A 24766-nucleotide genomic window follows, 5' to 3' on the forward strand; every position below is an offset into this window, starting at 1 on the left:
TGTCAATTAGCCAATTATCTTCAATGGCACATTGAATATTGGCATATTGGCTAATTAAATTAAGCTCATTAAATGTTTTCCGTAACCACTTTTTAATAACGGTTCTGCTAATTTTTTTAATTGTTCAGCATTGATGAAACCCATTTTATAAGCCGCTTCTTCAATTGCACCAATTTTTAATCCTTGACGCTCTTCAATTACTTGTACAAACTGTCCAGCTTGCATTAACGATTGAAATGTTCCCGTATCTAACCAAGCAGTTCCTCTATCCAAAATAGAAACTTGTAAATTTCCTTGTTCCAAATAAGCTTTGTTAATATCAGTGATTTCTAATTCTCCTCGCGGACTTGGTTTAATGTTTGCTGCTATTTCAACTACTTGATTATCATAAAAATAAATTCCTGGAACCGCAAAATTTGATTTTGGATGCGTTGGTTTTTCTTCGATAGATAAAACTTTTCCAGCGCCATCAAATTCTACTACTCCATAACGTTCTGGGTCGTGAACATGGTATGCGTATACAATTCCTCCGTTTGGATTACTGTTTTCTTGTAATAATTCGGCCAAACCTGTTCCGTAGAAAATATTATCTCCAAGGATTAAAGCTACTTTATCGTTTCCAATGAATTCTTTTCCGATAATAAATGCTTCGGCTAATCCGTTTGGATGTTCTTGAACTGCATATTCAAATTTACATCCTAATGATTTTCCATCGCCTAATAATTGGCGAAATAAAGGTAAATCGTGCGGTGTTGAAATAATTAAAATTTCGCTGATTCCTGCCCACATCAAGGTTGATAATGGATAGTAAATCATCGGTTTATCATAAATTGGCATTAATTGTTTACTGACCGCCAATGTTAACGGATGTAATCGTGTGCCTGAACCTCCAGCTAATATAATTCCCTTCATTTCTATTATGTATAAATAGGTAGATACTTAATAGATATCCCGTACATATCCCGTACATATCCCATATAAACCTTAGGTGTTGTTTATTTATTTTTTAAATTTTTCTAAATACCAACGAACTGTTTTCAAAATTCCCGATTCAAAATTTTCATCCGCTTTCCAACCTAATTCATTTTCAATTTTTGAAGCATCAATGGCATAACGCAAATCATGACCTGGCCTGTCTTTCACAAATGTAATTTGATCTTGATATTTCCCTTCAGATTTGGGTTGTAATTCATTCAAAATAGAACAAACAGTATCTACGATGTACAAATTATTACGTTCGTTTCTTCCGCCAATATTGTAGGTTTCTCCTGATCTTCCTGTTTTGAAAGCTAATTCAATTCCTTTGCAATGATCTAAAACATACAACCAATCACGCACGTTTTTACCATCTCCATAAATAGGAATGTTTTCTCCCTTTATAGCTTTACGAATAATGGTTGGAATTAACTTTTCGTCATGTTGTTTTGGTCCATAATTGTTGGAACAATTTGTGGTTACAACGTTCATTCCGTAAGTGTGGAAATAACTTCTCACTATCATGTCGGAACCTGCTTTTGAAGCTGAATATGGACTATTTGGCGCATAAGGAGTGGTTTCTTCAAACAAACCCGTTTCGCCTAAAGTTCCATAAACCTCATCCGTAGAAACGTGGTGAAAACGCGAATTTTCAAATCCAACATTATATTGATTTGGAGCCGACATCCAAAGTTTTCTTGCGGTATCTAATAAATTAAACGTTCCTAAAACATTGGTTTTAATAAAGGCTTCTGGACCCGAAATTGAATTATCTACATGACTTTCTGCTGCAAAGTGAATCACATCATGAAATTGATATTTTTGGAATAATTCTTCAACAAAGTTTCTATCACAAATATCGCCTTGCACAAAAGTATATCTTGGGTGATTTTCAACTTCTGATACATTTTCTAAATTTCCAGCATAGGTTAATAAATCTAAATTTACCAAATGATATTCTGGATTATTTTCTATAAAATAGGGAACAAAATTAGCTCCAATAAATCCGGCACCGCCAGTAACTAATATGTTTTTCATTAGTTTTTAATTCTAGTTTCTTGATTTTTGTAAGTATTTAATAATGAATATAATATAAGATACATTAAAATTAAAATTACTGGAAATAAAATCTTATTATTTAAAAACAAAGGCTTATAATCTCTAATGTTTATAATACTACTTTCTTCTTTAATTATCTTATCAAAGATATTTACATTAGTTAACAAATATTGCTTTTCAGAGATTAAACGATCTTTCTTTTCAACTAATTCAGGAATACTGTTTTTCTCAGATATTGAGATTGTTCCTGAAGAGTTGTTAGAGGACAATAACACAATCAAATTATCAATTTGCTTAACTAAAGAATCATTTAAAGCGATTTTATCCGCTAAATTTTTTTGATATACTTTTTGCTGAATTTCAAAATAAGGATTGGCATTCAAGTAGTTTAAAACTGGAGTAATAAACTCTTCTTTTTTCAACTTTCCTTTAGTTTTGATAGAAATTTTATGGTGGTAATAATTTTTACTGGTTATTTCTCCCTGCATTATTTTATCAATATCACCATCTTCAGCCATTAATTTGATTAATTCAAAATTATTTTCTTGCTCTTTATTATTAACAAAATTATAAATAGCAGGATATGCCTCAATTTCAATTCCAACAACATCTTTAGGATTTTTTATACCCAATTCTTTAAAAAAAGAGTCATCTTCTTCCCTAAGTTTGGTGTCAATTTGTTCTATTTTTTGGTACAAATACTCATTACTTCCAAAATTAGGAATTACTGAAATTTCATGATTGTAAATTTTTGGGTCTAATAAAAAAGCTAAAACAACTCCAACTACAAACAAAAGTCCAATAATTACAATCTTCTTTTTTACAAAAAATATAAAATCGAAAATTGAATTCACTATTCCATTGAAAAAGTTTTTAATACCGGTTCCAATTTGTCCTAAATCGATTTCTTGATCTTGAGAATTTGTGCTCATTAATGCTTATTTTACGTTAAAGATTTGTTCTAATATTTTAATCGTAATTAAATACGTAGGTTTTACTCCAGTAGTTCCTAATCCTCCTGATGCCAATGTACTTCCTGTTTCTAATGGATTATCAGAAGCATAATAGGCGTATCTAACTTTTACATTTGGATTGATACTTTTTCTAATTTTTGATGCCGATTGAATCGCTTTTTGATAATATGCTCCTTCCATTTCTAATCCGATAGCTTCCCAAGTAGATTCGTGGAAAAATTTCAATAAATCTCTGTTTTGAAGCGATGTTCCTAAAACCGTAATCATTGGTCCTTCAAAAACCGGAATATCATTTCCTTTCAACATTTCTGCTTTTAATTCGTTTTCAAAGAAATAATTATCTGCCGTTCCTTCATTCACGTGTGCTGTTGGAATCATGATATCGCCTTTTCCACCTTCTAAAATTCCAGCTTTACCCATGATTGAAACCGATTCCACATTTAAAAACAGTTTGTTTTTAGCAATTTTGTAGGGTTTCAATAATTCGTCAATAGTTTCATAGGCTTGCTCACCAAACGCATAATCCATTACAATTAAAACGGGTTTGTTTTCACCTAAATTCGCTTTAGCAAAAGCTGTTTTTTTAATATCAATTTTAGCTGTATCAAAAATTTGTACGTCAATATTAGTTCCAGATGTATCAGGCAATGAAATCATTCCGTGTTGTAACGCAAAATCTTCCACTTTCTTGCGTAACTCTTTATTATTAGAACTACTTAAATCTTCAAATATTTGAAAATCAGCTGCATCTTTATATTTTTTTCCTAAAACCGGTTCAGCAAAAATAGAATTCATTACACTGTGCATATTTGCACTTATGATATGAATTGGTCTTTCAATCAAATAGTTTTTTACTAAAACTTCTTTAATGTTGTTTGCCCAAATTTCGCCGTAAATATGATGACCTAATCTTTCTCTTAAAATTGGACTGAAAGTTATGGTTCTTTTGTTATTGTCAACCACCTCTTCGATAGCTAATTTTCCTAACCAATATACCACGTGTAAAAATCTATCTGGCGCTTCAGCTGTAGCAAAATCATCATAAATATCTTGTACTTCAGCGAACGTTCTTCCTAATACATTTGCTGCGTGAGAAATTGCTTTTTCACGTTCAATTAAAGGTAATTTTTTAGTTTGTTTTGCCGCTAATTCTAACTTTTCCCAATCGCGTGTAAATCTTCCTTCTTCATCAATTAAAACTCTATCTTTAATTTTGTGTGATTCGATAAAAATAAAGGTCAAATGCGTTAAAATATCGTAAATATCCGAACGTCCGCGTGTGATTTCCACATTCATTTGTTCGTCGTCAATACGGTAACAATTTCTTCTTCTTTTTGGAGGAACTATCGCTTTAAAGTGCGAATTTGAATAGCCTTCATCAGAAGTTAAGTTGATGTAACGGCATTCTTCAATTCCAATGGGTAAACGTTCAATTACGTATAAAAGTCCGTTTAATTCTACCTTTTCTTCGGCAATAGAACCGTAAATTTCTGGTCGAAGCGCTAATAAAGCTTCTCTTAAAGTTTCTCCTGAAACACCCATAGGTTTATAGAAACCTCTGTTAAATAAATGTCTCATGGTAATGTACAGTCGCTCAATAGCTGCTGAGGACTCTTGCGCTCTAGAACGCGAAATGTTTTTAATGTCTTTCATTAATATTTTGTTTTTCTAACCTGCAAAAGTACGATTTTTATTTTTAATTGGTTAAGATTAGGTTTATTGAGGGTTCATTTACACTTATTTTCTCCAAATTATTCCCTGATTGCTTACTCCATTTTCCGTAAGCATAAGTATAAAAGAAATCTCTTTCTACATAGTTATATAACACATAAGGTTGGTATTTAGTGCCGGTTTTATTACTTTCAATTAACAACTTTTCATACGCCACAAACATTCCTTTTTCTGGAAAAACTAAATCAAATTGCGATATATTAAAACGATGTTTGATAACTCCTTTTTTCAAAGTAACAACATAATCTTTAGTTAATAATTCTTCGCCTGGATAACCGTTTTCATCCACACTGTAAAAGTGAAGTTTTATAGTGGCTTCTTCAATTCTGCTGTCTGTGAAAATCGTTACTTCTTTTATAAACTTTGTTTTGCTATACGAAGACTGGTATGGAAAGAACTTGGCTTCGATTTTGGGTCCGTTGTCAAACGATTGAAAAATAGCGTTTTTGATATCGCCTATTTCAATTTGTTTGGATTGTTTTTTATTCAATATCACTACTTCTCGTAAATCGTAAGCCATAGGTTTCAATTGAACAACAGAAATTTGACTTCCTTTAATCGTTTTCCTTTCATAACCTAAAACTGAAATCACAATGTTTTTTTCTTTGGATGCTTCCAAGAAAAAACTTCCATCCGCTTCCGAAGTAGTTCCAACAGTTTCATTCTCCACCCAAATATTCACAAACGGAATCGGTTCGCCCGAAATACTGTCTTTCACTACACCACGGATTTGTGAAAAAGCAAATTGTGAAACAATCAAAAAAATCCAAATCACTCTTTTTTCTTTCATCTTTATTCTTTTATCTCAAAAAACTGAGCAATTTTTCTATCGTTGCTTAATCTTGGTAATTTATTTTGTCCACCTAATTTACCTATCGATTTCATATAGTTTTGGAAACCATTTTTTGGAACACTTGTAATTATTAACGTTCGCAAAACATTCCCAACAATCAAATCATCGTAATACACGTTTTGCTTGCGCATGGCAGCGTCGATTTTTAATGCGAAATCTTCTAAATTGGTTGGTTCATTTTCAAATTCAATGAACCATTCGTGATATGGTAAACCTTCGGTTGGTGTAATTTGTGGTGCGACTGTGAATTCATTTACTCGAACATCAGTTCCTTCCATTGCTTCTTTTAAAGCCGATTCCACTTCTTTTCCAATTACGTGTTCGCCAAAAGCGGAAATATAATGCTTGATTCTTCCCGAAACTATAACACGATATGGTTTTAAACTCGTAAACTGAATAGTATCACCAATATTATATGCCCAAAGTCCAGCATTCGTGGAAATGATTAAAACGTAATTAACACCTAATTCTACTTCTCCAATGGTATAACGTTTTGGATTTTCGGTGAAAAACTCGTCTGCTTTTATGAATTCGTAGAAAATTCCAGAATTTAATAGCAATAGCATTCCTTTTTCCTTCTGAGAATCTTGGTAAGCAAAAAAGCCTTCAGAAGCTGGAAATAATTCTATCGAATCGACTTTTCTTCCGATTAAATTTTCAAATTTCGCTCGATAGGGTTCGTAATTCACACCACCATAAATAAACAAATTGAAGTTTTTAAAGATTTCTCCAACAGGTTTTCCTGCTTTTGCTGCTAGTTTCTCAAAGTACATTTGCACCCAAGATGGAATACCTGAAATCACTGACATATCTTCATTGATGGTTTCTTCAACAATAGCATTGACTTTAGTTTCCCAATCTTCAATGCAATTGGTTTCCCAACTTGGCATTCGGTTTTTTTGTAGATATTTTGGAACAAAATGCGCTACAATTCCGGATAATCTTCCGAGTTTGATACCGTTTTTCTCTTCTAAAATGGGACTCCCTTGCAAGAAAATCATTTTTCCTGAAACAAAATTGGCTTTCCCTGTTTCATAAATGTAACTCAAAATCGCATTTCGTGCCGCTTGAATATGAAATGGCATCGATTCTTTTGTTAACGGAATATACTTCGCACCCGAAGTAGTTCCAGAAGTTTTAGCAAAATATAAAGGTTTTCCTTTCCAAAGTACATTCTCTTCGCCTTTTACGACTTTATCAACATAGTGTTTTAATCCTTCGTAATCACGAACAGGCACTTTTTGAACAAAATCGGAATGACTTTTTATCGAACCAAAATCGTGGTCTTTTCCAAATTGCGTTTGAGCCGCTTCTCTGATTAATTCTTCAAAAACTTTTTGTTGGGTTTCAACAGGATTATTGGCCCATTTTTGAGTTTTAGCGTGAATTCTTTTTGCAAATAATTTTGCTGCAAAAGCTTTTACTGACATGTTAATTGAAATTGATAAACTGCGTTGGGTCAATTGGGAAACCATCTTTCCATAATTCAAAATGCAACGTAGCGCCCGAATTTTGAACTGTATTTGCATTTCCTGCAAGAGCAATAACTTCTCCTGCTTTTACCGTGTTTCCTTGTTTTTTAGTTACAGAAGCTGCATTTTTATACACCGATAAAATATCATCTTTATGGCGTACAATCACCACATAACCTGAACTTGGTGTCCAATCGGAAAAAATGATGGTTCCGGCTCCAACGGATTTTATTGGTGTGTTATTTGTAAGTGCGATTGTAACGGCTAAATGTTTATTTCCTGCATTATATTTTTGTAAAATACTTCCTTGTGCGGGCGGAAACAAAACAAAACTTACTTTAGGCGTTGAAGATTCAAATACATTATATTTATCTTCTTTAATAACTTGATCTCTTAATTCTTGCTCTTTTTCTGTTGGTGAAAGTCCAGAAACATCTATATCAGAAACATCTAGAGCTTTGATAGAATCTTTGTTCAGCTTTGCATACTCTAAATCTCCTGTTAATACTTTTTTGATAGAGGCAATATAAGCATTGTTGATTTTTACCGATTTTTCAAGAGAGTCTGATTTTATTGCCATTTCCAATGCATCTTGTTTTAATTTTGAAGAAGCATAACCTGGAATATATTCGCGTAAAGGTGTAAAAGCAATAATATAAGTAGTTACAAAAATGATTAAAATGGCACCAATGGTTCCCACAACAAAGACATTCATTAAGTTTAATTTTAATGAAAACGTTTCTTCAAAAGTATCTTCGTTAAGAATAACTAATCTTCTTTTGTTGTATAACTTTTTAAGAAGTAACTGACGTTTTAGCTTTTTGTTAGCCATTTATTGCATTAATTTATATCACAAATATACTAAATACAACGTGTTTGTAAATTGAAACCTGATAATAAATCGTTAAAAAATAATGATTTGGTAATTTCTTTATATCTTTGTACTTTAAAATACTAAAATCATGAATGCTTTAACCATATTTTTGGGAGTAATAGGCCCTATGCAAGTAATATTAATTATCGCTATTGTAGTTTTACTTTTTGGTGGTAAAAAAATTCCAGAATTAATGAAAGGAATTGGAACAGGTATTAAAGAATTTAAAAACGCTGCCAAAGACGACCAACCAGCAAATTCTAAAAAAGAAGAAGAAACTAAAGAAAAAGAATAAGTTTTCTTTAGTTTGAAAATAATAAATCCCAAATTCTAAATTTAGAGTTTGGGATTTTCTTTATTATAAAATCATCGTCAACTGAATGCGTTTTCTGGCTTCATCGACCTCAACGACTTTCACTTGAACGTGTTGATGCATTTTTACCACTTCGTTTACATCGGAAACATAACCTTCTTTTAATTGCGAAATGTGAACCAAACCACTTTCTTTAATTCCCACATCCACAAAACAACCAAAAGCGGTAATGTTATTCACAATTCCTGGTAAAATCATGCCTGTTCGTAAATCTTTTATGGTTTTTACATTCGGGTCAAATTCGAAAATTTTTGCGGCTTTTCTTGGGTCTAATCCTGGTTTTTCTAGCTCTTTTAAAATATCTTTTAAGGTTAAAATTCCAATTTCTGCCGTGATATAATTCTCAGGTTTTATTTGAGCGATTTTTTCTTTATTGGCAATCAATTCATTGGTTTTGATTCCCAAATCTTTTGCCATTTTTTCCACAATAGGATACGCTTCTGGATGCACAGCCGAATTATCCAACGGATTTTTCCCATCGCGAATTCTAACGAAAGCTGCTGCTTGTTGGAACGCTTTTTTACCTAAACGCGGTACTTTTTTCAATTGCTTTCTATCTTCAAAAGGTCCATTTTCTGAACGATACGCCACAATATTTTCCGCCATTTTTTCACCAATTCCTGAAACATAACTCAACAACGATTTACTAGCTGTGTTGATATTAATTCCAACAGAATTCACGCAACTCATCACTGTACTATCTAAAGCAGATTGTAATTTAGTTTGATCAACATCGTGTTGATATTGTCCAACACCAATTGATTTTGGGTCAATTTTTACCAATTCTGCCAAAGGATCTGAAAGTCGTCTTCCAATAGAAACCGAACCACGAACGGTTACATCATAATTTGAGAATTCTTCACGCGCAATTTTACTCGCTGAATACACCGATGCACCCGCTTCCGAAACTACAAAAACTTGGACTGGTTTGTCAAAAGCAATTTTTTTAATGAAAAATTCCGTTTCGCGAGAAGCGGTTCCGTTACCAATAGAAATCGCTTCAATATTATACGCATTCACCATCGAACGAATTTTTTTCATCGCCATGGCGGTATCGTTTTGTGGTGCATGTGGATAAATAGTTTCGTTGTTCAATAAATCGCCTTTTTCATCCAAGCAAACCACTTTACAACCGGTTCTATAACCTGGGTCGATGGCTAAAATTCGTTTTTCACCTAATGGTGGCGCTAACAATAACTGACGTAGATTTTCGGAAAACACATCAATCGCTTTGATATCGGCTTTGGCTTTTGCCTCTTGCAACGTTTCATTTGAAATAGCGGGTTCTAACAAACGTTTGTAACTGTCTTTTATAGCTAATTTTAAATGTTCGGTTGCATCAGAATTTTTATTTTTGATGATATTTTCTTCTATAAAATCTAACGCTTCTTCTTTTTCGATTGCGACATTTAGTTTCACAAAACCTTCAGCTTCGGCACGCAACATCGCTAATAAACGATGTGATGGTGCTTTTGAAATAGGTTCTGCCCAATCGAAATATTGTGAGAATTTTTGAGCTCCTTCGTCGTCTTTTTTGGTTTTTACCACCTTTGTTGTGATTTCTGCTTTTCGTTGGAATAAGCGACGTAAATTTTTACGAATAAAAATATTTTCGTTTATCCATTCGGCAATAATATCGCGAGCACCTTGTAAGGCTTCGTCTTCGTTTTTAACGTTTGCATTCAAATATTTCGAGGCTAAAAACTCAATATCATCATTATTTTGGCTCATGATAATTTTTGCCAAAGATTCCAATCCGTTTTCACGAGCGACATCGGCTTTGGTTTTTTTCTTCTTTTTGTAGGGTAAATAGAAATCTTCCAATTCTTGTAAATCAAAACTGTTTTCGATTTTCGATTTCAATTCAGGTGAAAGCGCATTTTGTTCTTCAATCGATTTTAGAATACTTTCTTTTCGCTTGATAATTTCGTCAAATTGCTTATTTAATTTAGAAATCGCTTCAATTTGTACCTCATCTAAATTTCCAGTTTGGTCTTTTCGGTAACGCGAAATAAAAGGAATCGTACAATCTTCTGAAAGTAATTTTATAGTAGCTTCAATGCTTTTTGGAGCAATGTTGGTTTGGTTTTGAATGAATTGAATATTGGTCATTGTAAATAAAAATTGAACTGCTAAAATACTATCTTTGGACAAAATTATTAGCTTTTGGAAGTACTATTTATTTATTTAATTGTGATTAACAGCCTTTGTTTTTTAACTTTTGGCTACGATAAATGGCAAGCTAAAAACAATAAAAGACGTATTTCGGAATTCAATTTGCTTTTATTAGCTGGAATTGGTGGAACTATTGGAGGATTAATAGGAATGAATTTTTTCAAACACAAAACCAATAAATTTTCTTTTATTTTGAGTTTCTACGCAATTGCGATACTTCAGGTTGTTTTATTGTATTTCGGAATTCAAATGTTTAAAAGCTAAACCGATATTTTCAATAACATCTGTTATTAACATGCTTTCTTCGCTTTGCATTTGAAGTGTAATATCAGCTGCCAATCCGTGAAGATAAACTCCTAAAATAGCCGATTCTAAAGTAGTATAACCTTGTGCTAAAAATGAAGTAATCATTCCAGTTAACGCATCTCCAGAACCGCCTTTTGCTAAACCTGAATTTCCTGTAGTGTTTTCAAAAGTGTGAATTCCGTCAGTGATAAACGTTTTGTGTCCTTTTAAAACGATGACACAATTTAAAGCTGCCGCTTTTTGAATCGCTGTAATTCTTCTTTCGGATTCAGAATCATGTTCGCCAAATAGTCTATCAAATTCTTTTGGATGTGGAGTTAAAACAAATGGAAAATTAAAGTTATTCCAATCGATTTTATATTTCGATATTAAATTTAAAGCATCAGCATCAAAAACAACGGGAATTTTATTTTCGTACAATTCGTAAATGTATTGCAGACTGATTTCATCAACACCAATTCCAGGACCAATTCCAATAGCTTGATAAAGTGATAAATCATTCATCACACAAGAATTGGCATACATTGCTTCGGGAATCGAATTGAATAGAACACTTTTGTTTTCTGGATAAAAAGCAACTGTCAATAAACCAACTCCAGAACGTAAGCAAGCTTTTGAAGCAATTATAGCAGCTCCCATTTTGTCTGTACTTCCTGCAATTAACAAAGCATGACCATGCGTTCCTTTGTGAGAATTGGGATTCCTTTTTTTATAAAATTTTGAGATAATTGGTAAATTAAGTAATTGCATTAGAATTTATTTTATTCTAAAGTTACTAAAAATTTATGTTTAAGATTTACTAATAATAAACAATTGTTCGATTAAACACGGCAATTGGTTGATTATTTAAAAACATCTTCGAAACTATCCAATTTTTGTTCTTATCATACTCGTATTCAAATTGAAAAACGTTTAAAAGTTGAATACCATAATCATTATCATAAAAATCAACCTTGTTAATATTATTAAATTTATCAAAATAAAAAACAGCTTTATTACTGAATAAATTTCCTGTTGAATAGCTATCTACTTTTTGATGTTTTTCTATTGAAATTAAGTTATTTTTTTTGTCAATGTTATAAATTTCTTGCAATTCAAATTTATTATTTCTAAACATTTGAAATCTATTAATACGATTCTCTTCATCATAAAAATATTTATAAACATCTGAAATATATTTATCTTCAAATGATCTAGAGTCATCTCTATAAATAACTTCTTTTTTAATTATTTTTCCTTGAACATCATAAATAAACTTTGTATTTATAACATTATTTTCTAAAATTTCATCTTTACTGTATTTAATAGTATCGTATTGTTTAAGAGCAATTATTTTATCATTTTGAATTGTAAAATTTGAAAAATTAGGGTTTAAATCATAAGTTTTATCCATTTCTTTAATAAAAAAAGTATAGGGTTTTTCAATAGGTATAAAACTCAAATAACTAGGATATTGTGGAAAATTAAAGTTTTTAATTTCTGATTGTAGTTCTTTATAAATTAACTCAATTTGTTTATTTTGAATTGAATATGCGTCTTCTAAATCATGTATTGGTTTATATTTAATTAGAAATCCATTTTTATTAAACTCTTCAAAGGAGTTTAAAATTACAATATCTTTGTTTTCAAATAAAAAAATAGAAGCATTTGTAGTATTATAAAATGGATTTATATTTTTTATAACATTTTTACAGTCATCGTGATCAATACTTTTTGAAACTATGTCAAAAGAATAATTTACAGACTGTACATTTCCTTTCAAATTTCTTTTTATTAAACTATTTTGAGCAAATATTAATGAAGAAAACAATAAAAATATAAAACTCTTATTCATAATAAATTATTTTTCGTTCTACAAGAACTATTTTGCTGTAATTATTTGTATTTGTAAATACAATTTTAATAACATTTCCTTTTGAATCAAATTCATATTCATAGGTATTGTTTTCATTTATTCCTTTTTTTGTATTCTGAAGAATTTTATTTACAATAAGGTTGTTTTTAAATGTAGTTATGGATTTTACTTCTGTTGAATTATAAATAATTTTTTTTAAATCTCCATTAGAGTCGTATTCATATTTAGTTGTATAACTTAAAACCTTAGATTCACATTTTTCTTCAATTATTTTATTTGAATCATTATATTTTCTAGTTGTAATGATTGGAACTTCTCCTTTTTTTTGCCCAAAAGAATTACTTAGTACATTTATTATTTCAATTTCTTGTTTTATCGAAATAATATTTTTTCCTTCATAAGTATATGTATATTTATTTGAAATTTCTTTTTTTAAAGTATCATTACCTGTTATTGGTTCGTATTCAATTTCTTCAATAATATTATTATTATTTTTATCATATTTATAACTCTTAAAATAATAAGTATTCATTTTATCTATTGAAGGTGAATCAATAGTGGAGCTTATGTCTTTAATTTTATTTTCGTTAGAGTCAAAATAAATATTGTTTTTTCTAAATCCATCTCTTAATCGAATAATCTCCTTTAATTTACCTTCAAAAGTGTAAATTATTGTATCCTTAAAACTATATTCTTTTGGAAAATAAGAAGGTCCTTCAATAATACCTCTTGAAACTAATTTTCCATTTTCATTAAATTCAAAGTCAAAAAAATAAAGTTTACTTTTTTTATATTCCTGTGGTTTAGGGTTTTCTAAAACTTCAGAAATATAAGTTGTAATAGACTTAACTTTTCCTTTTAAAGACATTTTCTCTAATGTAAATTTATCATCATAAAAATTGGATTCTATTAATTCTCTGAAATTATTGTCTTGAGCATTAATATATTCAATTGATAAAAAAGTTAGAAAAAATAAAAGAATATTTTTCATGTGTGAGTTTTATTATTTACAAGCGATTTTTTTCACACGATTACCGTGTCTTCCGCCTTCAAAAGGAGTGTTTAAAAACGTATCTACCATTTCTATAGCTTGTTGAATAGAAGTATAACGTGCTGGAATACTAATAATATTCGCATCATTATGTTGACGTGCTAAAGCAGCAATTTCTTTTGTCCAACAAAGTGCACAACGAATATCTTGGTGTTTGTTAGCTGTCATTGCAATTCCGTTTCCTGAACCGCAGATTACAATTCCTAAATCAGCTTTTTTACTTTCCACATCATAAGCTACTGGATGACCAAAATCAGGATAATCTACACTATCAAAAGTATCGGTTCCGTGATTAAAAATGGTATGTCCTTTTTCTTCTAAATATTGAACAATAGCTTTTTTATAATCTGGACCAGCGTGGTCGTTTCCAATTGAAATTTTCATAAGTTGTTGTGTGTTTTGTATATGCAAAAATACTAAAGATAAAGGAGTAATAATAATATGATTCTTATTTTGATATTTTTTTAAACAAATCCTTTAAAATCAGTGAATTATATAAGAAAGTAAACTAAAAATTACACATTGTTAACTTCTTTACGTAAATCCTTGATAATCAGTTAACCTTAATTTAACAATTATTGTTAACAACTTTGGATAGAAATTTAGAAGTTTTTTTAGGTTGTAAAGAAAAAATTTGTAATCCAAAACCGGAATTAAAAATCCTAATTTAGTTTCACGAATTTTTAGAAAAGTTATCAATAGAAAAAAATCAGTTTTCAACAGAAATCAATAATTGAAGTTATTTACAAAACGAATATAAAATCTATTTTCAACAACTGTTGATAACTACAAAAGAAAGAATTTAGAAAGTCTTATTTTCAGTTCTTTACTAAATTTTTAAATTGTTAATTACGTTGTATAAGTAACGATAACTTTTAAAAACTTATTCTTTAAAAAAACTTATTCCACATATTAACACGCTATAATAACCATAATAAATTTAAATTTAATTAAAAATATTTTTTGTTGTTTTTAATATATGTTGAAAACTTTCAGCTTTTAAAAAATTAAACAATTTTTAAATAATCGTCTTCGTTTAGTTTTTTTAGAATTTCTTTCACTGTTGCTTCATCGTTTAGATGTACTTTTAATTTGATTCCGCCATAAGCAATTGTAGCAAATGGATCGATTCCAACGATAGTTTCGTTTTCAAAAAAGTAAGCAATACCTTCTTGCTCTAATAAATTTTTAATAATTAAAGTTTCGTGTTGGTAGTTAAAAACAGCAACGGTTACAAAATTTTCCATCTGAATTGATTTACTTTATAAAGTTACGATAAGTTATTTTTATATTAAAACTGAAATACATTTTCGTTTTACATTGTTGTATTTTGTAACTTTAACCAATAATTGAAAATGATACAATGAGTAAGAAACCAAAAAAATTAGGAAATAAACCAAAAGATTTTACTGCACAAATATTTAAAATACTTTCAAGAGAACCTTCTAAATCTTTTAATTACAAGCAAATAGCTGCTGTTTTAGAGTTAAGCGATACCAAAAGCCGAAACGAAATAATTAGAGATTTAAAAATACTTAAAGCACAAGATAAAATTCACGAAACTGAAATTGGAAAATATCAAATTATTTCCAAAGCCGAATATTACGAAGGAGTTATTGATATGACCTCTCGTAAAACAGGATATTTTGTCTGTGACGAATTAGAAGACGATGTTTTTGTTCCGTTTATTAACTTAAATCATGCTTTAGATGGCGATAAAGTGAAAGCTTATATCTACAACAGAAGAAGTTCACGTAAACCAGAAGCAGAAGTTTTAGAAATTTTAGAACGTAAAAAATCAGAATTTGTTGGGGTTATCGATGTGCAAAAAAACTTTGCTTTCGTAACCACTGCTAATGCTAAAATGTATACCGATATTTTTATTCCAAAAAATAAAATTGGTGATGCAGAACACGGAGATGTTGTTTTAGTAACTTTAGAAGATTGGCCTAAAAAAGCCGATTCTCCTTTTGGTTCGGTAATAAAAGTATTAGGAAAACCAGGCGAACATAACACCGAAATTCACGCGATTTTAGCTGAATATGGTTTACCATACGATTTTCCAATTGAAGTAGAAGCGTATGCGAATAAAATTGATACTTCAATAACAGAAGAAGAAATTAAAAAACGTCGCGATATGCGTGATGTTTTAACGTTTACGATTGATCCAAAAGATGCAAAAGATTTTGATGACGCGTTATCGTTTCAAGTCTTAGAAAATGGAAATTACGAAATTGGTGTTCATATTGCCGATGTTTCGCATTATCTTCAAGAAGGAACTATTTTAGATGATGAAGCTTATAAAAGAGCTACTTCGGTTTATTTAGTAGATAGAGTAGTTCCAATGTTACCAGAAGTGTTATCTAACTTTGCTTGTTCACTTCGTCCTCATGAAGAAAAATATACATTTTCAGCTGTTTTTCAATTAAACAATAAAGCAGAAGTTTTAGATGCATGGTTTGGACGAACAGTAACGTATTCTGACCAACGTTTTGCATATGAAGAAGCTCAGAGTATCATCGAAACAAAATCAGACGTTATTCCAGCCGAAATTTCATTAACTGGAAACGAATACATTGTTCCAAAACCAATTGTTGATGCCACTTTAAAAATGGATGAATTAGCTAAAATTCTTCGAAGAAAAAGAATGGCAGCTGGAGCGATTTCGTTTGATAAAGTAGAAGTAAAATTCAATTTAAATGAAGATGCAGAACCAATTGGTGTGTACTTCAAACAAAGTAAAGATGCGAATCATTTGATTGAAGAATTCATGTTGTTAGCCAATAGAAAAGTAGCAGAATTCATTGGAAAACAAAAGAAAACCTTTATTTACAGAATTCACGATGAACCAAATGAAGATAAATTAATCAATCTTCAAACTGTGATTGCTAAGTTTGGTTATTCGATAAATTTCCGTTCTAAGAAAGATATTTCGAGTTCGTTGAATAATTTATTAGAAGAAGTTCAAGGTAAAAAAGAACAAAATTTAGTGGATACGCTTACAATTCGAAGTATGAGTAAAGCTGCATATTCAACTGAAAATATTGGTCACTACGGATTAGCATTTGATTATTATAGTCACTTTACCTCGCCAATTCGACGTTATCCTGATGTTATGGCACACCGTTTGTTACAATATTACATAGATGGCGGAAAAAGTGTAAGTGAAGAAGAATACGAAGAAAAATGCGTGCATTCTTCACAAATGGAAGGTTTAGCCGCTCAAGCCGAACGCGATTCTGTGAAATACATGCAAGTGAAATACATGCAAGACCATAAAGATCAAGAATTTTTAGGTGTAATTTCTGGTGTAACCGAATGGGGAATTTATGTAGAAATCATCGAAAACAAATGCGAAGGAATGGTTCGTATTCGTGAAATAAAAGATGATTATTACACTTTTGATGATAAACAATATGCATTAGTAGGTGAAGTTTCTAAAAATATTTTACAATTAGGAGACGAAATTTACGTTAAAGTAAAAAATGCCGATTTAGTGAAAAAACAATTGGATTTTCATTATTTGAGAAAGAATGAATAATTAATTTTTGTCATGCTGAACTTGTTTCAGCATCTAAATCTATAATAATATGAAAAACACATTTTTAACCTTTATAACTTGTTCCATTTTTTCATTTGGAATAGCACAAAATGAAAAAAACGTAGGTGATTTTACCAAAGTAACCGCATTTGATAAAATTGATGTCAACTTAGTTGCTTCATCTGAAAATAAAATAGTTTTAACTGGAGCAAATTCGCAAGAAGTTGAAGTAATTAATAAAAGTGGCGAATTAAAAATCAGAATGCCTTTAACTAAAATGTTAAGTGGTGACGATGTTTCCGCTACCGTTTATTACAAAAAATTAGACGCTGTAGAAGCAAATGAAGGAAGTAGAGTTTCTTCAAAAGATGAAATTTCTGCCATTAATTTTGATATCATTTGTAAAGAAGGTTCTGAAATTAAATTAACTAATTTACAAGCGGATAGATTACAAGTTCGTGTTTCACAAGGAAGTATTGTAACTACAAAAGGAACTGTAAAAAATCAAGATATTGTATCGAATTCAGGTGGAAAATACGATGGTCAAGATTGTAAAACATAGCAAACCGTTGTAACTGTAAATGCTGGTGGAATGGCAAATGTATATGCAACTGATTTTGTGGATGCTAAAACAAGAGCTGGTGGCGAAATCACTATTTATGGGAAACCAAAACAAATTAACGAAAAGAAAATCGCTGGAGGAACTATCGAACAAGCTAAATAATTTCTTAACTTCGTAGTTCAAACTTTTAACTTCACAATTTGCATTTACACGATATACTTACCGCAATTCCTTGGGGACTTTTGTTAGCTTTTTCAATTGGTCCTGGTTTTTTTGTATTACTTGAAACCAGTATTACTAAAGGGTTTAGAGCAGCTTTTGTTTTTGACTTAGGAATTGTTTTTGGTGATATTATCTTTATTTTAATTGCTTATTTAAGTACCAATCAACTACTAGAACAATTAAAAGATAATCCCACTTTGTTTATTATTGGCGGAATTATCATGTTGGTTTATGGTTTAGCTTCCTTTATTATGCTAAAGCGTAATTTTAAAAAACAACAAGACGAGGAACAAGACGATGATAATATTCCTAAAAAGAATTACTTCGCATTGTTTTTTAAAGGGTTTTTATTGAATTTCATTAACATTGGAGTACTAGGTTTTTGGATGATGATTATCATAACCTATGGACCACAAATGGAAATGAATACTTCAAGAATTTCCATCTTTTTTGCTGCAATTTTAGCGTTTTACTTAGCTTTTGATGTCGCTAAAATTCTATTAGCAAAACAGTTGAAACACAAATTAATTCCAGCAAACATCTATAAAATTAAAAGAGTAATTAGTTTAGTTATCTCAATTTTTGGTTTGTTTTTTATCCTACAAGGTTTCTTCCCAAAAGAAAAAGAAATGATTACCAATAAGTTGTTACCTGATACCGCTGTTTCTGAATAATTTTAAAACTTCATACTATGAAAAAGCTACTATTATTTCTATTTATAATTAGTTTTTATGGGTATTCACAAGATTTAAAAAAAGAGATTTTAATAGATGTGAATAATGATACTATTAATAGTGAAACTTTTTTAAAAAAATTAAAAAGGTCTGATGTAGGTTATAGTATTTTTGAAAGTGACACAATTAATACACTTAAATTAGTAAAATCAAATAAACGTTTTGAGTTATTTGAACACTACAAGGTAGGTATATTAGACTCTTCTAAAAAAACAAAAATTATTTCAGAACTTGAATTATTAACGGATACAAAAATTAATTTATCTGATGTTATAGTAATAAATTTTTATATCGATGAAAAAGCTGTTAATCAAAGACCTTGCATTGAATTTTATTTAAGTGATTATCAGTATAAAAACTTTTTTAAGAAAAATAAAAATGTTAAACAGTTTTTTGTAACTGATAAAACATATCATTATGATTCAAAAAAAACTATCAGAGATAAAAACAAAATTATTGAAGATTTGATTTTCCCTAATGCATTAAAATGCGGAAATTATCTTATTATTTTCCCAACTAATGATTTTATTATCAAATATGGTGAATATAGACAAGAAGTTATATTAGAATTTATAAATGATTATAAAGTAAATAATAATTAATTTTCCCTAAGATTACCCTATAAAACCCACAAGTTTCTTTGAAGGTTTTGAAGGAATCACCCGGATTCGATATATCTTTAATTAATTTTTTCTAAAAATTATCCCACAAAAAAACCTCCTGATTTCTTAGAAGGTTTTAGAAGCATCGCCCGGAATATCTTTAATTAATTTTTCTTAAAAATTTAAACAAAAAAAAAGAGCTACTATTTCTAGTAACTCTTTAGAGGCATCGCCCGGATTCGAACCGGGGTAGACGGTTTTGCAGACCGCTGCCTAGCCGCTCGGCCACGACGCCATTATTTGAACGGACTGCAAATTTACATTTTATTTCCTCTTTTCCAAAAATATTAAGCATTTATTAAGTACAAATATTTAGTTTTAAAGTTTAATTTTGTGCAAAACAAATAGTTGATTAATTATGAAGAATTTACGTTACTTAAAACCCATATTTAGTTTTTTCTTAATCGGTTTATCTATAACCACTATTAGTAGAATTCTTTTGTTTTTTGTGTTCAAAGAACGTGTTGTGGAGAATCCTAACTATGGACAATTGTTTCTAATTGGTCTTCGTTTCGATTTAATTTTAATGTGTTACATCGCATTTTTACCAACGGTTTTAATTTCATTACTTCCCGATTCGGTTTTAAAACACTTCAAAAAGTTCTTTAATATTTACTTTATCTTCTTCTTGTTTTTGTTTCTGTTGATGGAATTATCAACATTAGATTTTATCAATCAATACGATACGCGTCCAAATCGCTTGTTTTTAGATTATCTTATTTATCCAAAAGAAGTAGTAGGAACCTTATTAAAAAGTTATTTACCTTCTTTAATCATTACTACTATTTTACTTGGAATTGCTTTGTTTTTTGCTTTTAAACATGGTAAAAAAATATTTTATCCTCAAGAAAGTAACTATAAAACCAAATTACTTTTGTTTTTAGTTGTTGCTTTTTTCTTGTTTTGGGGTGCTCGTGGAAGTTTAACTTCTAAACGTCCTATAAATGCTAGTAATGCCATCTTTTGTTCCGATCAAATGACGAACTCATTGGGATTAAATTCGCTTTACACAGTTGCATTTGCAGCTTATTCGATGAAGAATGAAGGTGATGTTAAGAAATACGGTAAAATGGACGAATTAGAGGCTTATACTCGTGTAAAAAAATACATGGATGTTACCGAATTTATTCCAGGTAAAGTTCCTTTTTTACACCTTCAAAAACCAGATGCTCCACAACCAAAATACAACGTGGTAATCTTTTTACAAGAAAGTCTAGGAGCTGAATATGTAGGATGTTTAAACGGTTTACCTTTAACACCTGAATTAGATAAATTATCAAAAGAAGGATTATTATTTACCAATTTATATTGTACCGGAACTCGAAGTGTAAGAGGTATTGAGCAAGTAACCGCTGGATTTTTACCTAATCCATCAGAAAGTATTGTGAAATTAGGTGGTTCACAACAAGGATTTTTTACATTAGCAGATGCGTTTGGACGTCAAAATTATGATACGAGTTTCATTTATGGTGGAATGGCAAATTTTGATAATATGGCATCTTTTTTCAATGGAAATGGATTCAAAAATATTATTGATGAGACTGATTTTGACAACGATGGAAAAAAATATGCGATGAAAGGAACTTGGGGATATTCCGACGAAGATTTAGCAGTGAAAGCTAATGAATATTACAAAAATCTTGGTAATAAACCTTTCTTTTCTTTGATGTTTTCAACTTCAAATCACGAACCTTTTGAGTTTCCTGAAGGAAGAATTCAACTTTATGAACAACCTAAAAATTCTGTTCATAATGCAATGAAATATGCTGATTTTTCTATTGGTAAATTCTTCGAATTGGCTAAAAAAGAACCATATTATAAGAACACCATTTTTGTAGTTATCGCTGATCATAATACTAGAACTTACGGTAAAAACTTAGTTCCAGTAAATAAATTTCATATTCCGGCTTTAATCATTGCACCAAATGTTGCAAAAGGCATTACCTATGAAAATTTAGCAAGTCAAATGGATATTCCATCAACGGTTTTAGCTTTATCAGGTATCACAACTAAATCGCCAATGCCAGGAAGAAATTTATTAAAATTACCAAAAGGTACAAAAGGAAGAACCATTATGTTATTCCATGAAACCTATGCTTTTAGAGTAGAAGATGATATTGTTATCTTAAATCCAAATACAAAACCATTGCAGTTTAAAGTAAAAAGTGACACTGAATTAATTCCGGTTGCTTTAAACGAAGAATTAGCTAAAGATGCACTTGCTCATATTGTGGCATCAAGTAATATGTACAAAAATAGAGTGTATAAAATAGATTAAAAACAAGTGGAAGAGTTAATTTCTAAACTCTTCCATTTCTATTGTAACCGCTTCTACATCGCCACCAATAGGAGGATTCAATTTAGAAACCGCTAATTTTATTCTAGAAATCGACGGAATTTCCGCAAAACATCTAGTGATAATGCGCTGTGCAACATGTTCTAATAATTTAGAACGAATCGCCATTTCTTCCACTACAATTTTATTCAACAACACATAATCAACGGTATCAGCCAATTCATCTGTTTGAGAAGATTTACGCAAATCGGTTTTAATTTCTAAATCTACACTATAATCTGAGCCAATTTTTCCTTCTTCTATCAAACAACCATGATAAGAGAATGTTCTGATATTTTGTAATTTAATAGTTCCCATTTTTTCTTTTATTATATACCAAATTTACCAATTTTTAGCCATTTTTAAGGTATTAAACCATGAAACTTTATATATCTTTGCATAAATTTTTGATACTATGTCAACAGAAGAAAAATCATTGAATTTTATAGAACAAATCATTGAAGAAGATTTAAAAAATGGTTTGTCAGCAGATAAATTACGTTTTCGTTTTCCACCAGAACCAAATGGGTATTTACACGTAGGTCATGCTAGTGCTATTTGCTTAAATTTTGGTTTAGGAATCGATTACAAAGCACCAGTAAATCTTCGTTTCGACGATACCAATCCATCTAAAGAAGAGCAAGAATATGTAGATGCGATTAAACGCGATGTAGAATGGCTTGGTTTTAAATGGGATAAAGAATGTTATGCTTCTGATTATTTCCAACAATTGTATGATTGGGCAGTGGAATTAATCAAAAAAGATAAAGCGTATGTGGATAGCCAAACTTCGGAAGAAATGGCGCAACAAAAAGGAACTCCTACGCAACCTGGAACCGATTCTCCTTACAGAAATCGTTCTATCGAAGAAAATTTGGACTTATTTACACGTATGAAAAACGGAGAATTCGAAAAAGGAACTCATGTTTTACGTGCTAAAATTTCGATGGGCGCTAACAATATGTTGATGCGTGATCCTATTATTTACCGCATCATGCACGCACATCACCACAGAACAGGAAACGATTGGTGTATTTATCCAATGTACGACTGGGCGCATGGTGAAAGTGATTATTTAGAGCAAATTTCGCATTCATTTTGTACGTTAGAATTTTTGCCTCACCGTGAATTATATGATTGGTTTTTGAATCAAATTTACGACCCAACAAAGGTGCGTCCAAAGCAAAGAGAATTTGCACGTAGAAATTTATCACATACGGTTGTTTCTAAACGTAAATTATTGCAATTAGTTGAAGAAAAGCATGTTACAGGTTGGGATGATCCTCGTATGAGTACGATTTCTGGAATGAGAAGAAGAGGTTATACGCCAAATTCTATTGTAAATTTTGCTAATACAATCGGTATTGCAAAACGTGATAATTTGATTGATGTTTCGCTTTTAGAATTCTGTGTTCGTGAAGATTTGAACAAAGTTGCACCTCGTGTAATGGCCGTTTTAGATCCAGTGAAATTAGTAATTACGAATTATCCTGAAGGTCAAGAAGAATGGTTAGAAGCCGAAAATAATCCGGAAGAAGAAGTAATGACCTACAGAAAAGTGCCATTTTCTAAAGAATTATATATCGAAAGAGAAGATTTTCAAGAAGAAGCACACAAGAAATTTTTCCGATTAACTTTAGGAACTGAAGTCCGTTTGAAAAATGCGTATATCATTAAAGGTGAATCAGTTGTAAAAGATGAAAACGGAAATATTACCGAAATTCATGCTACTTACGACGTAGATTCTAAATCAGGAAGCGGAACAGAAGCAAGCCAAAGAAAAGTAAAAGGAACGATTCATTGGGTTTCTATTCCTCATGCAAAAGAAGCAGAAGTTCGTGTGTATGACAGATTATTTACCAATGAAAGTCCAGATAAAGATAAAGAAGTTGATTTTAAAGAATTTATCAATCCAAATTCATTAAAAGTAATTACAGGTTATGTGGAACCAAGTTTAATTACTTCAAAAGAATTAGATCATTTCCAATTTCAACGTTTAGGATATTTCTGTGTAGATAGAGATTCAACAGCTGAAAAATTAGTTTTCAACAAAACGGTTGGACTTAGAGATACTTGGGCAAAAATTTCAGAACAATAAAAAATTTCAATTTTTGTCATGCTGATTTTAGTTCAGCATCTTAATCATATTTTAAACGTGTCAGATTTTCAAAACCTGACACGTTTTTGTTTTATATAAAATCTTGATAAAGAATTAAAAAATCATCACTAAAAATTATTATTAATAAAATCTATCAAAAATTAATTTTTAATAATTTAAAACTTAAAAAAGTGACTTTCATAAATGAATTGTAAGAAAAAAACTTTTTTAGGTAAAGTGTTTTTACATCTTGGTTTATAAAAGTGGCTAAAATCGCTTTATTTTAATTTTTGACTCTTTTTACCTTGATTTTCGACTTTTTAATCAGATAAATTATTTTTCACCAAATTTTTATCATCGATGATAAAAAAGTTATTCTTGTAAAATTGCAGTTGTCTTACTTTTGATTCAAAAATAAATTACGCTTCATCTTTTGTTGTACGAACAAGATTGATTCCCGAAATAAAAAATACAAGACCAAAAATTCCATAGGTTGCAAGCATTTTAATATTTTGTGTAGTTCCGCCACTATTTAAAATAGATAAGCAGCATAGATAAGTCCACCGATTCCTAGTAAAGTAAGTATTGCTCCAAAGATTCTTTTGAGATTCATATGATATTATTTATTAATTTTTGAAATAGTTATACTTGTATGCTGGTAAGTTTGCTTAAAAGCCCAAAAGCTTTCAGCACCCAAATAACAACAACAATTAAAACAATAATGTTGACAATTTTTTTAATCTTGCCATCCATTGGTATGTAATTGTTTACTAACCAAAGCAGGAACCCAACAATAACAAGGACGATTAAAATATTGATTAATGGCATATTTTTTTTGATTAGTTTAATATACACAAAGGTTAACTAATTATATGTCAATTCATTATATAATTTTTTTTATCTCTTATATATTT

The 24766-nt window shown here is 30.3% G+C and carries 22 protein-coding genes, 1 tRNA gene and 1 pseudogene; 8 read left to right on the forward strand and 16 right to left on the reverse strand.

Going from position 1 to position 24766, the window contains the following annotated elements; translation table 11 throughout:
• Window positions 1-54 precede the first annotated feature (54 nt).
• The 7 genes from rfbA to AAEO58_RS02880 form a co-directional block, all read right to left on the reverse strand.
• Complete coding sequence (gene rfbA, locus AAEO58_RS02850; protein ID WP_341681774.1) at window positions 55-912, reverse strand: glucose-1-phosphate thymidylyltransferase RfbA; 858 nt, start codon at window positions 910-912, stop codon at window positions 55-57.
• An 87-nt stretch (window positions 913-999) separates the two neighbouring features.
• Window positions 1000-2013 carry a dTDP-glucose 4,6-dehydratase gene (gene rfbB / locus AAEO58_RS02855; protein WP_341681776.1) on the reverse strand — a complete coding sequence of 338 codons (1014 nt, stop codon included), beginning with the start codon at window positions 2011-2013 and terminating at the stop codon, window positions 1000-1002.
• Window positions 2013-2966, reverse strand: coding sequence for a hypothetical protein (locus AAEO58_RS02860; protein ID WP_341681778.1), 954 nt, complete (start codon window positions 2964-2966; stop codon window positions 2013-2015). Before AAEO58_RS02860 ends, rfbB begins: the two co-directional genes overlap by 1 nt.
• A 6-nt stretch (window positions 2967-2972) precedes the next feature.
• On the reverse strand, window positions 2973-4661 hold the full coding sequence (locus tag AAEO58_RS02865; protein ID WP_341681779.1) for a DUF6909 family protein: 1689 nt from the start codon (window positions 4659-4661) through the stop codon (window positions 2973-2975).
• A gap of 43 nt (window positions 4662-4704) precedes the next feature.
• Window positions 4705-5529 carry a carboxypeptidase-like regulatory domain-containing protein gene (locus tag AAEO58_RS02870; RefSeq protein WP_341681781.1) on the reverse strand — a complete coding sequence of 275 codons (825 nt, stop codon included), beginning with the start codon at window positions 5527-5529 and terminating at the stop codon, window positions 4705-4707.
• 2 nt (window positions 5530-5531) lie between these two features.
• Window positions 5532-7022 carry a GH3 auxin-responsive promoter family protein gene (locus AAEO58_RS02875; protein ID WP_341681783.1) on the reverse strand — a complete coding sequence of 497 codons (1491 nt, stop codon included), beginning with the start codon at window positions 7020-7022 and terminating at the stop codon, window positions 5532-5534.
• A gap of 1 nt (window position 7023) precedes the next feature.
• Window positions 7024-7896 carry a murein hydrolase activator EnvC family protein gene (locus tag AAEO58_RS02880; RefSeq protein ID WP_133609076.1) on the reverse strand — a complete coding sequence of 291 codons (873 nt, stop codon included), beginning with the start codon at window positions 7894-7896 and terminating at the stop codon, window positions 7024-7026.
• 130 nt (window positions 7897-8026) lie between these two features.
• On the opposite strand from AAEO58_RS02880, the gene AAEO58_RS02885 reads away from it, so the two are divergent.
• Window positions 8027-8233 carry a Sec-independent protein translocase subunit TatA/TatB gene (locus AAEO58_RS02885; RefSeq protein WP_133609078.1) on the forward strand — a complete coding sequence of 69 codons (207 nt, stop codon included), beginning with the start codon at window positions 8027-8029 and terminating at the stop codon, window positions 8231-8233.
• A 63-nt stretch (window positions 8234-8296) separates the two neighbouring features.
• On the opposite strand, the gene AAEO58_RS02890 is transcribed toward AAEO58_RS02885, so the two are convergent.
• Window positions 8297-10423: a Tex family protein gene (locus AAEO58_RS02890; RefSeq protein WP_341681786.1), complete on the reverse strand. Its 2127-nt coding sequence runs from the start codon at window positions 10421-10423 to the stop codon at window positions 8297-8299.
• 54 nt (window positions 10424-10477) lie between these two features.
• Here AAEO58_RS02890 and AAEO58_RS02895 point away from each other — a divergent pair, with 54 nt between their 5' ends.
• On the forward strand, window positions 10478-10750 hold the full coding sequence (locus AAEO58_RS02895; RefSeq protein WP_341681788.1) for a DUF1294 domain-containing protein: 273 nt from the start codon (window positions 10478-10480) through the stop codon (window positions 10748-10750).
• Here AAEO58_RS02895 and AAEO58_RS02900 read toward each other — a convergent pair.
• The 5 genes from AAEO58_RS02900 to AAEO58_RS02920 all read right to left on the reverse strand — a co-directional run bounded on the left by AAEO58_RS02900 (window position 10715) and on the right by AAEO58_RS02920 (window position 14945).
• On the reverse strand, window positions 10715-11542 hold the full coding sequence (locus AAEO58_RS02900; protein WP_341681790.1) for an NAD(P)H-hydrate dehydratase: 828 nt from the start codon (window positions 11540-11542) through the stop codon (window positions 10715-10717). The genes AAEO58_RS02895 and AAEO58_RS02900 overlap by 36 nt on opposite strands.
• A 49-nt stretch (window positions 11543-11591) precedes the next feature.
• Window positions 11592-12626, reverse strand: a complete 1035-nt coding sequence (locus AAEO58_RS02905) for a hypothetical protein (RefSeq protein ID WP_341681792.1) — start codon at window positions 12624-12626, stop codon at window positions 11592-11594.
• Complete coding sequence (locus tag AAEO58_RS02910; RefSeq protein ID WP_341681793.1) at window positions 12619-13638, reverse strand: hypothetical protein; 1020 nt, start codon at window positions 13636-13638, stop codon at window positions 12619-12621. Before AAEO58_RS02910 ends, AAEO58_RS02905 begins: the two co-directional genes overlap by 8 nt.
• A 12-nt stretch (window positions 13639-13650) precedes the next feature.
• Window positions 13651-14082 carry a ribose 5-phosphate isomerase B gene (gene rpiB, locus AAEO58_RS02915; RefSeq protein ID WP_111566511.1) on the reverse strand — a complete coding sequence of 144 codons (432 nt, stop codon included), beginning with the start codon at window positions 14080-14082 and terminating at the stop codon, window positions 13651-13653.
• A gap of 623 nt (window positions 14083-14705) precedes the next feature.
• Complete coding sequence (locus AAEO58_RS02920) at window positions 14706-14945, reverse strand: DUF2007 domain-containing protein (protein WP_341681796.1); 240 nt, start codon at window positions 14943-14945, stop codon at window positions 14706-14708.
• Between the two features lie 116 nt (window positions 14946-15061).
• On the opposite strand from AAEO58_RS02920, the gene rnr reads away from it, so the two are divergent.
• The 4 genes and pseudogenes from rnr (at window position 15062) to AAEO58_RS02940 (ending at window position 19359) form a co-directional block, all read left to right on the forward strand.
• Window positions 15062-17239, forward strand: a complete 2178-nt coding sequence (gene rnr, locus AAEO58_RS02925; RefSeq protein WP_341681798.1) for a ribonuclease R — start codon at window positions 15062-15064, stop codon at window positions 17237-17239.
• Window positions 17240-17288: 49 nt separating this feature from the next.
• Window positions 17289-17963, forward strand: a pseudogene (locus AAEO58_RS02930) (head GIN domain-containing protein).
• A gap of 38 nt (window positions 17964-18001) precedes the next feature.
• Complete coding sequence (locus AAEO58_RS02935) at window positions 18002-18697, forward strand: LysE family translocator (RefSeq protein WP_341681800.1); 696 nt, start codon at window positions 18002-18004, stop codon at window positions 18695-18697.
• A 17-nt stretch (window positions 18698-18714) separates the two neighbouring features.
• Window positions 18715-19359 carry a hypothetical protein gene (locus AAEO58_RS02940; protein ID WP_341681801.1) on the forward strand — a complete coding sequence of 215 codons (645 nt, stop codon included), beginning with the start codon at window positions 18715-18717 and terminating at the stop codon, window positions 19357-19359.
• A 224-nt stretch (window positions 19360-19583) separates the two neighbouring features.
• On the opposite strand, the gene AAEO58_RS02945 is transcribed toward AAEO58_RS02940, so the two are convergent.
• A tRNA-Cys gene (locus AAEO58_RS02945) sits at window positions 19584-19654 on the reverse strand.
• Between the two features lie 123 nt (window positions 19655-19777).
• Here AAEO58_RS02945 and AAEO58_RS02950 point away from each other — a divergent pair.
• The gene (locus AAEO58_RS02950; RefSeq protein ID WP_341681803.1) at window positions 19778-21697 is read left to right on the forward strand and encodes an LTA synthase family protein; all 1920 of its coding nucleotides are present in this window, start codon (window positions 19778-19780) and stop codon (window positions 21695-21697) included.
• Window positions 21698-21712: 15 nt separating this feature from the next.
• Here the strand turns inward: AAEO58_RS02950 and folB are convergent, their stop codons facing one another.
• Complete coding sequence (gene folB / locus AAEO58_RS02955) at window positions 21713-22072, reverse strand: dihydroneopterin aldolase (protein ID WP_153200039.1); 360 nt, start codon at window positions 22070-22072, stop codon at window positions 21713-21715.
• A 97-nt stretch (window positions 22073-22169) separates the two neighbouring features.
• Here folB and AAEO58_RS02960 point away from each other — a divergent pair, with 97 nt between their 5' ends.
• Complete coding sequence (locus AAEO58_RS02960) at window positions 22170-23852, forward strand: glutamine--tRNA ligase/YqeY domain fusion protein (RefSeq protein ID WP_341681807.1); 1683 nt, start codon at window positions 22170-22172, stop codon at window positions 23850-23852.
• Window positions 23853-24494: 642 nt separating this feature from the next.
• On the opposite strand, the gene AAEO58_RS02965 is transcribed toward AAEO58_RS02960, so the two are convergent.
• Window positions 24495-24680, reverse strand: a complete 186-nt coding sequence (locus AAEO58_RS02965) for a Thivi_2564 family membrane protein (protein WP_341681808.1) — start codon at window positions 24678-24680, stop codon at window positions 24495-24497.
• Between the last annotated feature and the right edge of the window lie 86 nt (window positions 24681-24766).

It is taken from the genome of Flavobacterium helocola, assembly GCF_038289885.1.
GTDB lineage: Bacteria > Bacteroidota > Bacteroidia > Flavobacteriales > Flavobacteriaceae > Flavobacterium > Flavobacterium cheniae.